9 protein-coding genes are annotated in these 13,652 nt (G+C 62.0%); 6 read left to right on the forward strand and 3 right to left on the reverse strand.

Features of this window, described 5'->3' with window-relative positions; genetic code table 11:
- The first annotated feature begins 99 nt into the window (after positions 1-99).
- From IB265_RS03630 to IB265_RS03640, 3 genes are all read left to right on the forward strand, one after another.
- On the forward strand, positions 100-807 hold the full coding sequence (locus tag IB265_RS03630; protein ID WP_057250883.1) for a glutathione binding-like protein: 708 nt from the start codon (positions 100-102) through the stop codon (positions 805-807).
- Between the two features lie 89 nt (positions 808-896).
- Positions 897-2,120, forward strand: a complete 1,224-nt coding sequence (locus IB265_RS03635; protein WP_057250881.1) for an NAD(P)/FAD-dependent oxidoreductase — start codon at positions 897-899, stop codon at positions 2,118-2,120.
- A gap of 212 nt (positions 2,121-2,332) precedes the next feature.
- Positions 2,333-5,131 (forward strand): EAL domain-containing protein, encoded by a 2,799-nt coding sequence (locus IB265_RS03640; protein ID WP_057250879.1) that lies wholly within the window; start codon positions 2,333-2,335, stop codon positions 5,129-5,131.
- 81 nt (positions 5,132-5,212) lie between these two features.
- Here IB265_RS03640 and IB265_RS03645 read toward each other — a convergent pair whose 3' ends face one another.
- The 3 genes from IB265_RS03645 to groES all read right to left on the reverse strand — a co-directional run bounded on the left by IB265_RS03645 (position 5,213) and on the right by groES (position 8,191).
- Positions 5,213-5,662, reverse strand: coding sequence for a hypothetical protein (locus IB265_RS03645; RefSeq protein WP_057250878.1), 450 nt, complete (start codon positions 5,660-5,662; stop codon positions 5,213-5,215).
- A gap of 529 nt (positions 5,663-6,191) precedes the next feature.
- Positions 6,192-7,832, reverse strand: coding sequence for a chaperonin GroEL (gene groL / locus IB265_RS03650; protein ID WP_057250876.1), 1,641 nt, complete (start codon positions 7,830-7,832; stop codon positions 6,192-6,194).
- Between the two features lie 62 nt (positions 7,833-7,894).
- Positions 7,895-8,191 (reverse strand): co-chaperone GroES, encoded by a 297-nt coding sequence (gene groES / locus IB265_RS03655; RefSeq protein ID WP_004675403.1) that lies wholly within the window; start codon positions 8,189-8,191, stop codon positions 7,895-7,897.
- Positions 8,192-8,625: 434 nt separating this feature from the next.
- On the opposite strand from groES, the gene IB265_RS03660 reads away from it, so the two are divergent.
- From IB265_RS03660 to ileS, 3 genes are all read left to right on the forward strand, one after another.
- Positions 8,626-9,474 carry a TIGR01459 family HAD-type hydrolase gene (locus IB265_RS03660; protein ID WP_057250874.1) on the forward strand — a complete coding sequence of 283 codons (849 nt, stop codon included), beginning with the start codon at positions 8,626-8,628 and terminating at the stop codon, positions 9,472-9,474.
- A gap of 13 nt (positions 9,475-9,487) precedes the next feature.
- A complete protein-coding gene (locus tag IB265_RS03665) occupies positions 9,488-10,471 on the forward strand; it encodes a bifunctional riboflavin kinase/FAD synthetase (RefSeq protein WP_057250872.1) in 984 nt (327 codons plus the stop codon).
- Between the two features lie 247 nt (positions 10,472-10,718).
- Positions 10,719-13,628 (forward strand): isoleucine--tRNA ligase, encoded by a 2,910-nt coding sequence (gene ileS, locus IB265_RS03670; protein WP_057251100.1) that lies wholly within the window; start codon positions 10,719-10,721, stop codon positions 13,626-13,628.
- Positions 13,629-13,652 lie beyond the last annotated feature (24 nt).

Consider the following 13,652-nt stretch of genomic DNA (forward strand, 5'->3'; position numbering starts at 1 on the left):
ACTGCAAAAATTAAAGTAGGGCCCTCACAAAGCGCGCCCTCCGCTCCTATGTAAGGCGTGCAGACGGCGCCCTTGCCGCTTCGTTTCCAGGAGACCTTCATGGCCGATCTTTCCGCCTTTCCGATCACCAAGCGCTGGCCGGCGAAAAACCCCGATATTATCCAACTCTATTCGCTGCCGACGCCGAATGGCGTGAAGGTCTCGATCGCGCTCGAAGAGCTGGGTCTCGCCTACGAGCCTCACCGGGTTGCCTTCGATGCCAACGAGCAGAAATCGCCGGAGTTCGTCTCGCTCAATCCGAATGGCCGCATTCCGGCGATCATCGATCCCAATGGCCCGGACGGCAAGCCGATCGGCCTGTTCGAATCCGGCGCGATCCTGATCTATCTGGCGGAAAAGACCGGAAAACTGCTGCCGGCCGATGCGGCCGGTCGCTACGAGACCATCTGCTGGGTGATGTTCCAGATGGGTGGCATTGGCCCGATGCTCGGTCAGTTCGGTCATTTCTTCAAGTTCGCTGCCGATAAGGTCGCCAACAATTCCTATCCCGTCGAGCGTTACCGTGACGAAGCGAAGCGCCTTCTCGGTGTGCTGGAAGCGCGCCTTGAGGGGCGGCAATGGCTGATGGGTGACGATTACACGATCGCCGACATCGCCACCTACCCCTGGGTCGAAGGCGCGCGCAGGTTCTATGGCGGAGCCGAGGTCCTCGATTACAAGAGCTTTCCGAACGTGATGGCCTGGGTCGAGCGCGGCCTGTCGCGCCCGGCGGCTCTAAAGGGCATGGAAGTGCCGCGCAAGGAATAGCAATCACGACAGCCCTGTGCCTGAGTTGACGAAGCTCGGGCGCAAGGCTAGGCCTTGCTGTACAGACGAATAAGAAGCAGGTGAGAAGCGTGTCGGGAAGGCTTGTAGTTGTCGGTGGCGGTCAGGCCGCCTTTGCCCTGGTTGCCAAGCTGCGTGCCCTCAAGGACGAGCGGCCGATCGCCATCGTCGCCTCCGAAGCGAGCCTGCCCTATCAACGCCCACCGCTTTCCAAGAAATACCTGCTGCGCGAGATGAGCCTCGATCGACTGCTCTATCGGCCGGAGGCCTGGTACGGCGAGCACAATGTCGACATACGGCTCGAGACGACCGTGACCGGCCTTGATCGCACCGGCAAGCGCGTGACGCTCAGCGACGGGACCTCGCTCGAATACGAGGTGCTCGCCTTTGCGACCGGCGCCACGCCGCGCCGGTTGCCGGCTTCCGTCGGCGGTGATCTCGACGGCGTGTTCGTCGTGCGCGACTTCCAGGACGCGGATCGCCTTGCCGAGGAAATGAAGCCCGGCCGTCGCGCCCTGGTCGTCGGCGGCGGTTATATCGGCCTTGAAGCGGCGGCGGTCGCCCGGACCTGCGGGCTCGAGGTCACGGTCATCGAGATGGCCGACCGCATCCTGCAGCGCGTTGCCTCATCGGCGACATCCGGCCTGGTGCGCGATATTCACCACGCCCGCGGCGTCGATATCCGCGAGGGGACCGGCCTCAATCGTCTCGTCGGCGAAAACGGCCGCGTCACCGCCGCCGAACTCTCCGACGGTTCGGTCTTGCCGGTCGATGTCGTCATCGTCGGGATCGGTGTCACCGCCAATGACCGCCTGGCGCATGACGCCGGCCTCGAAACGGCAAACGGCATTGTCGTCGATGCCTTCGGGCGAACTACCGACCCGGCGATTTTCGCTATGGGCGATTGTGCCGTGCTTCCCTGGGAGGACCTGCGCATCCGGCTGGAATCGGTGCAGAACGCCGTCGAGCAGGCCGAGGCCGTTGCGGCAATCCTCGCCGGTAGCGAACACCCCTACGAACCCAAGCCCTGGTTCTGGTCCGACCAGTACGACGTCAAGCTGCAGATCGCCGGCTTTGGACTCGGTCATGACGAAACCATCGTCAGGCCTGGTCAGCGCGAGGGCAGTGTGTCCGTCTGGTACTTTAAGCAGGGACGCTTCGTGGCGGTCGATGCGATCAATGACGCCAAGGCCTATGTGACGGGCAAGAAGCTCCTCGAGACCGGCATCAATCCCGACCGGGCCGTCATTGCCGATCCGCAATCGGACCTCAAGGCGCTGCTATCGCAGCCCTGAGCGGGACCACGCCTGGCCGCGCTTTCCACCTGCTGCAACTTGCAGGCGGTCCAATTTCAAATTTCGTTAACGACGAAACGACTGTTTGGCCACGCAATTGTGCGCTGGAGCGACGATTTATCATTTCCTTAAATCACCTGCCGTCAACACAGGCCGCTTAACTGGAGGCGAAAGGTCTCGTTTCCCGGCGGTTGTTGATTTAGGCGATTGCGATGTTCAAGGTTCTTACATGCCTGGTGGTGGAGCATAATCCGAAGCTGGTCGCGTTGGCGGCGCTCATATGCTTCCTGTCCAGCTACGGCGCGGTGGCGCTGTTGCAGCGCGCTCGTGGATCTTCCGGCAAGGCGCGGACGATCTGGGCGGTGGCTGCAGGCATTGCCAGCGGCTTCGGCATCTGGGCCACCCACTTCATCGCCATGCTTGCCTACGACCCCGGGGTCGTCCTTGGCTACCAGATGGATCTGACGGCCCTGTCGTTGGCCGTTGCGATCGTGCTGACCACGACAGCGCTGCTGATCGCGACCTGCGTGCAGGATCGGCTGGCCTGGATTGCCGGCGGCCTAGTGCTCGGCGCCGGTGTTGCCTGCATGCATTTCCTCGGCATGGCCGCCCTCGATGTTCCCGGCAACCTGCGCTGGGACGCCACGCTCGTTGTCGCGTCGATCGTGCTCGGCTCGCTGTTCGACATCGGCGCACTCGGCACGATTGCCCGTATGGGCAAGCCGCTGAAGGCGAAGATCATCGCGACGCTCCTGATGACGCTCGGCATCGTCGCACTGCATTTCACCGCCATGGGCGCCGTGACGATCGAAGTCGGTCTCATCACCCCGACCTATGAAGGCATGATCCAGCCGCATCTGCTTGCCTTCGTCATTGCCGGAACCGCCTTCTTCCTTCTGTCCTTGGTGCTGGTTGCCGCCGGCTTTGCCCATCATGCCGAGCTCTCCGCCGCCGCGACCGAACGGGAGTTCACGCGCTTCGTCCGCAGCGTGAAGGACTACGCGATCTACATGCTCGACGTCGATGGCCGCGTGGCGAGCTGGAATGCCGGCGCCGAGGCCAACAAGGGTTATGCCGCCGAGGAAATCATCGGCAAGAATTTCGCCTGCTTCTATTCGGACGACGATCAGCGCGATGGCCTGCCGCGCCGCGCGCTTGAGGTTGCCGTGGCCCAGGGCAAGTTTGAGAACGAGGGTTGGCGCTATCGCAAGGACGGCTCTCGCTTCTGGGCGCATGTGGTGATCGATCCGTTCCTGGACGAGCAGGGCAAGCACGCCGGCTTCATCAAGATCGTCAAGGACACCACCAAGGCGAAGGCCGATGCCGATCGCATCGCTGAGGTCAGCAACAACCTCGATGTCGCGCTCGAGAACATGTCGCAGGGTATCTGCCTGTTCGATAGCGATGACCGGCTGCTCCTGTCGAACCGACGCTGCCGCGAGATCTTCGGCTTCTCCGAGACGCTTGCCGGCAAAGGCCTGACCTTCCGCGAGATCGTCGATATCGTCTTCGCCCGCATTTACGCCGAGCCCGAAATTGCGCGAGCCAAGGCCGAGGAACTCTATCAGAAACACCGGATCGAAATGGTCGGCAAGGGCGGTGGCGATATCGTCGAGAAGCTCGCCAACGGCCGCTCGATCCTGACCAAGCACCGCACGCTGCCCGATGGTGGCTGGGTCAGCACCTATGAAGACATTACCGAGCGCCTGGATACCGAGGAACAGATCACCTTCCTTGCGCGTCACGACAGCCTGACGGGCCTGCCGAACCGGTTGCAGTTCAGCAGCTACCTCGAAGAGGAACTGGATGCGGCCGCCTGGTTCAACCGCAAGGTTGCCGTCATCGGCATCGACCTCAACAAATTCAAGGAAGTCAACGACCTGCACGGTCATGCCGCCGGCGATTTCGTGCTGGTGACGATTGCCCAGCGCGTGAAGGGCCTGTTGCAGGAAGGCGAGTTCGTGGCGCGCCTCGGCGGCGACGAGTTCGCCGCGGTCAAACGCTTCGAGGAACTGGCCGAACTCAACGACTTCCTGCGGCGGATCGAGAAGAGCTTGCACGAGGAAATGCGCTTCGGCGATTTCGAGCTGAAGTCCGGCGGCAGCATGGGCGTCGCCATCTACCCGCAGGATGCGGAAACGGCCGATACGCTGATCAACAATGCCGACCTTGCGATGTACCGGGCGAAGGCCGCGCTCAACCAGACCGTCTGCTTCTACGAGGTTTCGATGGACGAGGCTGCCCGCCAGCGGCGCGCACTTGCCAACGATCTCTGGGATTCCGTCGACAAGAAGCAGCTTGCTCTGCACTACCAGGTGCAGAAGTCGGTGATGACCGGCGTCGTCATCGGCTACGAGGTGCTCCTGCGCTGGCATCATCCCGAACGCGGCATGGTGCCGCCCAGCGAATTCATTCCACTCGCCGAAGAGTGCGGTGCAATCCTGCCGATCGGCGAGTGGGTGCTGCGCGAAGCCTGCCGCGAGGCGGCTGGCTGGGAGAGCAACCACAAGATCGCGGTCAACCTGTCGCCGGTCCAGCTCGCCAATGGCGATATCGTCAGCCTGGTGCAGGACGTGCTTGCCGAGACCGGGCTCAATCCGAACCGGTTGGAGCTTGAGATCACGGAGTCGACGATCATCGACGACAAGGAGCGCGCGCTGCTGACCCTGCGTCAGATCAAGGAGCTCGGCGTGACGATCGCGATCGACGATTTCGGCACCGGGTACTCGTCGCTTGAAACGCTCCGCTCCTTCCCCTTCGACAAGATCAAGCTCGACAAGAGCTTCATGTGGGAAGTGGAGGGCAGCCCGCAGGCCAAGGCGATCGTCCGCGCCATCCTGGCGCTCGGACAGAGCCTGTCGGTGCCGGTCCTTGCCGAGGGCGTCGAGACGCAGACGCAGCTCGATATCCTGCAGGCGGAAGGCTGCGACGAGGCACAGGGCTATCTGCTCGGCCGGCCGGCCCCGATAACGCTCCTCTTCAGCGGCGACGAAGAGGCGGCCGCCGCCTGATCGGCGGACGTCATCATCGCGAGGGTCGCGTCCATGGCGAGCGCCTTGTCTGCGCGAACTGTCGGCCGGGTCAGGCTTGCGCTATTGCCGCAGCAACGTCCGGCCGGCGCCTTCCACCAGGAAGCGCGGGAAGAAGAAGACACCCGTTATCGTGCCGGAATAGCGCTGTTCGAGGCCTGAGGATTCGCCGATGCAGAACAGCGGCTGTTTCTGGCCGTGCTCTTCGAGTGCGATCGTCGTCGAAAAGCAGAAAGATGAGCAGCTTGTCGCCGCCTGCTCGAAAAGCTCGAGCACGTGGTTGCGGTCGGCTGGGTCGTAGCAGCGCACGAAGTTGAGCAGGCCGCATTCGCCGTCGCGCAGGCCATGGATGGCGGCAGCTTTCTCGCCAAGCCGGAACAGCCCCGTGGACAAGTCGCCCGACCAGCCTTCCGCCGCACAGAACTGTTGCAGGAACTCATGATGTGGCAGGTCGAGGTGCGGCTGTCCCGGAGAGCCGAGGGGAACGGAATTTGCTCTCGTGATCTTGAACACGGTCTACCCCAGCAGCATTCCTGGACATCGTCTTCGACGCCCCAGGAAACACGTCCTATTGTGCAAATTCCGCCCAACCATCAACCAATGCAAGAGTACACGCCACCTATTGCGGGCGTTTGTTCAACTCGAAAGGTCGCGAGATAGTAATGAAGCTCGCCTACGAAGTAATTTCGTCGGGGAGGTCGGCTCAATTTGCGATTAAATACTTATATGCTTTTCGTGATATTCTCGAAGAGGTCTCGGATGTTCGGTTAGTGCGAAAAAGCTTCGGCGATTGTTCGCCCGCTTGAGTTCGCTACCCGATCTCCCATCAATCTCCGCCCACTTGGGGCGCTGTTATAGTTCGTTTTTTTTCGACTTCAACGGTTTTTTGAAACCGGACTACAACCGGCGGCTTTTTTCTGCGGAGAGATTGGCGGGGGGCTCGCCCAGCCGCGAACGGCATTGATAAAAAACGAGAAAGGGCGACCCGAGGGCCGCCCTTCCGATCCGGATGGATCGCTAATGTGAAAAGGCTATCGCCTTATCACATCATGTCCATTCCACCCATGCCGCCCATGCCGCCCGGCATGCCAGCAGGTGCATCCTTCTTCGGCAGTTCGGCGATCATGGCTTCCGTCGTGACGAGGAGGCCGGCAACCGAAGCTGCGTCCTGAAGGGCGGTGCGAACGACCTTGACCGGGTCGATGATGCCCATGGCGATCATGTCGCCATATTCGCCGGTCTGGGCGTTGTAGCCGAAGTTGTCCTGGTCCTTGTCGAGGATCTTGCCGACAACGATCGAAGCTTCGTCACCAGCGTTCTCTGCGATCTGGCGGGCCGGAGCCTGCAGAGCGCGACGAACGATGTTGATGCCGGCTTCCTGGTCGTCGTTGGCACCCTTGACGGTGATCTTGACGGAAGAACGCAGCAGGGCAACGCCGCCGCCCGGTACGATGCCTTCCTGAACAGCAGCGCGCGTCGCGTTGAGAGCGTCGTCGATGCGGTCCTTCTTTTCCTTCACTTCGACTTCCGTCGAGCCGCCAACGCGGATCACGGCAACGCCGCCAGCGAGCTTGGCAAGACGTTCCTGCAGCTTTTCGCGGTCGTAGTCGGAGGTGGTTTCTTCGATCTGGGCCTTGATCTGGGCAACGCGGCCTTCGATGTCGGCCTTCTGGCCGGCGCCGTCGACGATCGTCGTGTTTTCCTTGGAGATCGAAACCTTCTTCGCACGGCCGAGCATGTCGAGCGTGACGTTTTCGAGCTTGATGCCGAGGTCTTCGGAGATCACGGTGCCGCCCGTCAGGATGGCGATGTCTTCGAGCATGGCCTTGCGGCGATCGCCGAAGCCCGGAGCCTTGACAGCAGCAATCTTCAGGCCGCCACGCAGCTTGTTGACGACGAGCGTTGCAAGAGCTTCGCCTTCTACGTCTTCAGCGATGATCAGGAGCGGCTTGCCGGTCTGAACGACAGCTTCGAGAACCGGGAGCATGGCCTGGAGGTTCGAGAGCTTCTTCTCGTGGAGGAGAACGAAGACGTCGTCGAGGTCAGCGACCATCTTTTCCGGGTTGGTGACGAAGTAGGGGCTGAGGTAGCCGCGGTCGAACTGCATGCCTTCGACGACTTCGAGTTCGGTTTCGGCGGTCTTGGCTTCTTCAACCGTGATGACGCCTTCGTTGCCGACCTTCTGCATCGCTTCAGCAATGTCGAGGCCGATCTGACGCTCGCCGTTTGCCGAGATCGTGCCGACCTGTGCGACTTCTTCCGAAGTGTTGATCTTCTTGGCCTTGGCCTGGAGATCCTTGACGACTTCGGTGACGGCGAGGTCGATACCGCGCTTCAGGTCCATCGGGTTCATGCCGGCAGCAACGGCCTTGGCGCCTTCGCGAACGATCGCCTGGGCAAGAACGGTTGCAGTCGTGGTGCCGTCGCCGGCGATGTCGTTGGTCTTCGAAGCAACTTCGCGGACCATCTGGGCGCCCATGTTTTCGAACTTGTCTTCGAGTTCGATTTCCTTGGCGACCGATACGCCGTCCTTGGTGATGCGCGGAGCGCCGAAGGACTTGTCGATGATGACGTTACGACCCTTCGGGCCGAGCGTGACCTTTACCGCGTCAGCGAGGATGTCGACGCCACGCAGCATCTTTTCGCGCGCGGTGCGGCCGAACTTGATTTCTTTTGCAGCCATTAGAGAAAACTCCCGGGCTCATTGCCCATTGGTTGTCATAAAAAGGGGTGGACGACGGCTGATCAGCCGATGATGCCCATGATGTCGGCTTCCTTCATGATCAGAAGGTCTTCGCCGTTGATCTTGACTTCGGTGCCCGACCACTTGCCGAACAGAACGCGGTCGCCAGCCTTGACGTCGAGAGCAACAACCTTGCCGCTTTCGTCACGGGCGCCCGAACCGACGGCGACGATTTCGCCTTCCTGCGGCTTTTCCTTGGCGGTGTCCGGAATGATGATACCGCCCTTGGTCTTCTCTTCAGACTCGACGCGGCGAACGACGACGCGGTCGTGCAGCGGGCGGAAGTTGGTGCTTGCCATTAGTCTAATCCCTCGATCAAATGACATTACGGATCGCTGATCGACCCGATGGATGGGTGTTAGCACTCTCATTTATCGAGTGCTAGCGATGCCGAGATAAGCCTGGGTATGGGGTGAGTCAAGGATCGGCGCCTAGATTTTTTGCCGGCGGCAGTAGCCTTGGGCGAGCGCAGCAGGCGAGGGCGTAGGCAGCCTAGCCCCATTCTTGGCGAAATGTAGGCGATCGCGTCGACGAATGGCATTGGCGGGATTTTGACGGTTGATAACCGCTACAAAGTGCTTTGGCGAAGCGGGCGGCATCGGCAATGCACTTTTCTTTGACGCCCGACACCGCCGGAATCCTTGGGAGGGGGCGCCTTTTTCGGGCGCCGAGACTTGTAATCTCCTGCCTTCCTTGCCATGCAAGCCGGAAACCGTGTTTGCAGGAAGCCAGAATGGCCGCAAGGATCAACAGTTTTCGGGAAATCGCTGCGCGCTACGACGTGGTGCTGTGCGATGTCTGGGGCGTTCTTCATAACGGCGTGCAGGCCTTTGCCTCCGCTTGCGAGGCGTTGGCCGAGGCGCGTGCCGCCGGCCTGACTGTGGTGCTGATCACCAACTCGCCGCGTCCGCATCCGGGTGTGAAGATCCAGATCCGCGGTCTCGGCGTGCCGGACGAAGCCTACGACCGGATCGTGACCTCGGGCGATGTGACCCGCGCGCTGATCGCCGCCGCCGCCAAAAAGATCTTCTTCATCGGTGCCGAGCGCGACCTGCCGCTGCTCGAAGGCCTGGGAACGCAGATCGTTTCGTCGGAAGATGCTGAGACGGTCGTTTGTGCCGGCTTCTATGACGACGAAACCGAAACGCCGGAGCATTACCGCGCGACACTGACGGGGCTTGCCAAGCGCAAGATCCCGTTCATCTGTGCCAATCCGGATCTGGTGGTCGAGCGCGGCCACAGGCTGATCCCCTGTGCCGGCGCAATCGCCAAGCTCTATGAAGAGCTCGGTGGCGAGGCGCGCATTGCCGGCAAGCCCTATATCGCCATCTACCGTGCGGCGCTGACCGAGGCGAAGGCCGTTCGCGGCGCGCTTGACCTGTCGCGTGTCATCGCCGTTGGCGACGGCATGCCGACGGACGTCAAGGGTGCCCAGGATGCCGGCTTCGATCTGCTCTATATCAGTGCCGGTATCCACGCCCAGGAATACATGAACGAAAGCCGCACCGACGAGGCGAAGCTCGCCGCCTTCCTGAAGAAGGAAGGCGCGTCGCCGAAATATTGGATGCCGCGGCTCGCCTGACGGGAAGACGGAGATGACGGTTTTTCATCGCAACGAGACCCGTGATCCGCTTCCGCAGCATCTGCGCGGCGGCGTCGTCGCGATCGGTAACTTCGACGGCGTGCACCGTGGTCACCAGTCGGTGCTCAATCGGGCGCTGGAGGAGGCCAATGCGCGCGGTGTGCCGGCGCTCGTGCTGACCTTCGAGCCGCATCCGAGAACCGTGTTCCGTCCGGAAACCCCGGTCTTCCGACTGACGCCGGCACCGCTGAAGGCGCGCATTCTCGAAGGCATGGGTTTCGGCGCCGTCATCGAGTATCCGTTCGACCGCACCTTCTCGCAGCTTTCCGCATCGGATTTTATCCACCGTATCCTGCTCGAATGGCTGCACGCCTCGCATGTCGTCACCGGTTTCGATTTTCACTTCGGCAAGGGGCGCGAGGGCGGCCCCGCCTTCCTGATGGCGGCCGGCGGCGATAACGGATTTGGCGTGACGCTCGTCGATGCCTTCCGCGACGAAAACGCATCGGTCATCTCGTCCAGTTACGTGCGCTCGCTGCTTGGCGAAGGTGATGTCTCGCAAGCTGCCGGCATGCTCGGCTATCGCTATCTGGTCGAGGCGGAAGTGATCGGCGGCAAGAAGCTCGGCCGCGAACTCGGCTTTCCCACCGCCAATATGCGGCTTGCGCCCGAGGTGGAACTGAGGCCTGGCATATACGCCGTGCGTTTCCGTCGGGCCGACGGCTCGCTCTACGACGGCGTCGCGAGCTTCGGGCGCCGTCCGACTGTCGACAGCGACGGCGAGCCGCTGCTCGAAACCTTCGTCTTCGACTTTTCGGGCGATCTCTACGGCGAGATCTGTGCGGTCACCTTCTTCAGCTACCTGCGCGACGAACTGAAGTTCGACGGGCTCGATCCGCTGGTGGCGCAGATCCGTCAGGACGAGGCAGAGGCGCGGGCGTTGCTCTCCGGTGTGCAGCCGCTCGGCGACATCGACCGCAAGCTCAACTTCGCCTGACAAAAGAATTCGGCGTCCGCGCAGCGGCGGACCTTTTCAAAAGGCGGAAAACGCCTTAAACAACCGGCCACCATGACCCGGCACCGTCGATTGATCATCGATCAGCGAATTATTGGCCCGGCCTTCCGCGCGCTTTAGTCAGCCGGAAGGTCCGGGATTTCGGCGTTTCCGACGCCCCAGTCATCTCTCGATACCGAGCCCATTTCGTATGCGCGGCCCCTCGCGCGAAGAAGCGATTGCAAAGACCATGACCGATACCGCTGAAAAGATCGACTACTCCTCGACCCTCTATCTGCCGCAGACGGAATTCCCGATGCGCGCCGGCCTGCCGCAGAAGGAGCCGGAAACGGTGGCCCGCTGGCAGCAGATGGGCCTCTACAAGAAGCTGCGCGCATCGGCCGCCGGCCGCGACAAGTTTGTGCTGCATGACGGCCCGCCCTATGCGAACGGCAACATCCACATCGGCCATGCGCTGAACAAGATCCTCAAGGACGTCATCAATCGCTCGTTCCAGATGCGCGGCTTCGACGCCAACTATGTGCCCGGCTGGGACTGCCACGGTCTGCCGATCGAGTGGAAGATCGAGGAGAAATACCGCGAGAAGGGCCAGAACAAGGACGAGGTCCCGGTCAACGAATTCCGTAAGGAGTGCCGTGACTTCGCCTCCGGCTGGATCCAGGTCCAGGCCGAGGAGTTCAAGCGCCTCGGCATCGAGGGCGATTTCGACAATCCCTACACGACGATGAACTTCCATGCGGAAGCGCGCATCGCTGGCGAACTGATGAAGATCGCCAAGCTCGGCCAGCTCTATCGCGGCTCCAAGCCGGTCATGTGGTCGGTCGTCGAGCGCACCGCGCTTGCCGAAGCCGAAGTCGAATATGCCGATGTCGAGAGCGACATGATCTGGGTGAAGTTCCCGGTCACCGAAGGTCCGGACGCGCTTTCCGGCGCCTTCGTCGTGATCTGGACGACAACGCCCTGGACCATCCCGGGCAACCGCGCCATCGCCTTCTCGTCGCGTTATGCCTATGGCCTCTATGAAGTGGCGACCGCCGAGAACGACTTCGGCCCGCAGCCGGGCGAGAAGTTGATCTTCGCCAAGCGCCTGGCCGACGAATCCGCAGCCAAGGCCAAGCTCACCTTCAATTTCGTTCGCGACCTTGAGGCCAACGAGCTTTCTGCCGTCACCTGCGCCCATCCGCTGCATGGTCTCGGTGGCGGTTACGCTTTCAAGGTGCCGCTGCTCGATGGCGATCATGTCACCGACGATGCCGGCACCGGCTTCGTGCACACCGCCCCCGGTCACGGCCGCGAGGACTTTGATGCCTGGATGGACAGTGCCCGCGCGCTCGAAGCCCGCGGTATCTCCTCGGCGATCCCGTTCACGGTCGACGATGCCGGCTACTTCACTGCCGACGCCCATGGCTTCGGTCCCGATGCCGAAGGTGGCGCCGGCCGCGTCATCGACGACAAGGGCAAGAAGGGCGACGCCAACGATCGCGTCATCAAGGCGCTGATCGCCCGTCATGCGCTCTTTGCCCGCGGCCGCCTGAAACACTCCTATCCGCATTCCTGGCGTTCCAAGAAGCCGGTCATCTTCCGCAACACGCCGCAATGGTTCGTCTATATGGACAAGGCGTTCGGCGACGGCACAACGCTGCGTTCGCGTGCGCTTTCGGCCATCGACGACACCCGCTTCGTTCCCGGCGCCGGCCAGAACCGCCTGCGCGCGATGATCGAGGGACGCCCGGACTGGGTGCTCTCGCGTCAGCGCGCCTGGGGCGTGCCGATCGCGATCTTTGCCGACGACCAGGGCGAGATCCTGATCGACGAGGCCGTCAACGCCCGCATCCTCGACGCGTTCGAGCAGGAGGGCGCCGATGCCTGGTTTGCCGAAGGTGCCAAGGATCGCTTCCTCGGCAACGACCACGACCACGAAAAGTGGCACCAGGTGATGGACATCCTCGACGTGTGGTTCGATTCCGGTTCGACCCACACCTTCACGCTCGAAGACCGTCCGGACCTGAAGTGGCCGGCCGACGTCTATCTCGAAGGTTCGGACCAGCATCGCGGCTGGTTCCATTCCTCGCTGCTCGAGGCCTGCGCGACGCGCGGCCGCGCGCCCTACAACGCCGTTGTCACCCATGGCTTCACCATGGATGAGAAGGGCGAGAAGATGTCGAAGTCCAAGGGCAACACCGTCACGCCGCAGGAGGTGATGAAGGATGCCGGCGCCGATATCCTGCGCCTGTGGGTGATGACGACGGACTATTGGGAGGATCAGCGTCTCGGCAAGACGATCATCCAGACCAACATCGACGCCTATCGCAAGCTGCGCAACACGGTCCGCTGGATGCTCGGCACGCTTGCCCACGACAAGGGTGAAGAGATCGCCTATGCCGACATGCCGGAACTCGAAAAGCTGATGCTGCATCGGCTGGCGGAACTCGATCAGCTTGTGCGCGAAGGCTACGATGCCTTCGACTTCAAGAAGATCGCCCGTGCGTTGATCGATTTCTCGAACGTCGAGCTCTCGGCTTTCTATTTCGACGTGCGCAAGGACGCGCTCTACTGCGATGCGCCGTCGAGCCTGCGCCGCCGTTCGGCACTCGCCGTCATCCGCAAGCTCTTCGATTGCCTCGTCCTGTGGCTGGCGCCGATGCTGCCGTTCACCTCGGAAGAAGCCTGGCTGTCGCGGAAGCCCGATGCGGTTTCGGTGCATCTCGAACAGTTCCCGGCGATCCCGGCGGAATGGAAGAACGATGTGCTCGAAGCCAAGTGGGACAAGATCCGTACGGTCCGCACCGTTGTCACCGGTGCGCTCGAGATCGAGCGCAAGGACAAGCGCATCGGCTCGTCGCTGGAAGCGGCTCCGGTCGTCTACGTCGCCGATCCGGAACTCTTGAAGGCGCTGGAAGGCCAGGACTTCGCCGAGATCTGCATCACGTCGGGCATCGTGATCGAAGCCGCGGAAGGCCCTGCGGATGCGTTCCGCCTTGCCGACGTGGCCAAGGTGAGCGTCGTGCCGAAGCTTGCCGAAGGCCAGAAATGCGCCCGCTCCTGGCGGATCACGACCGATGTCGGTTCCGACCCGATCTACCCCGACGTGTCGGCCCGTGACGCCGCTGCCTTGCGCGAACTTGGTTTCAAGGCTTAACGCATTGTTACCGGATGAATTGCA

Source organism: Ensifer sp. ENS10 (assembly GCF_014852025.1).
Taxonomy (GTDB): Bacteria; Pseudomonadota; Alphaproteobacteria; order Rhizobiales; family Rhizobiaceae; genus Ensifer.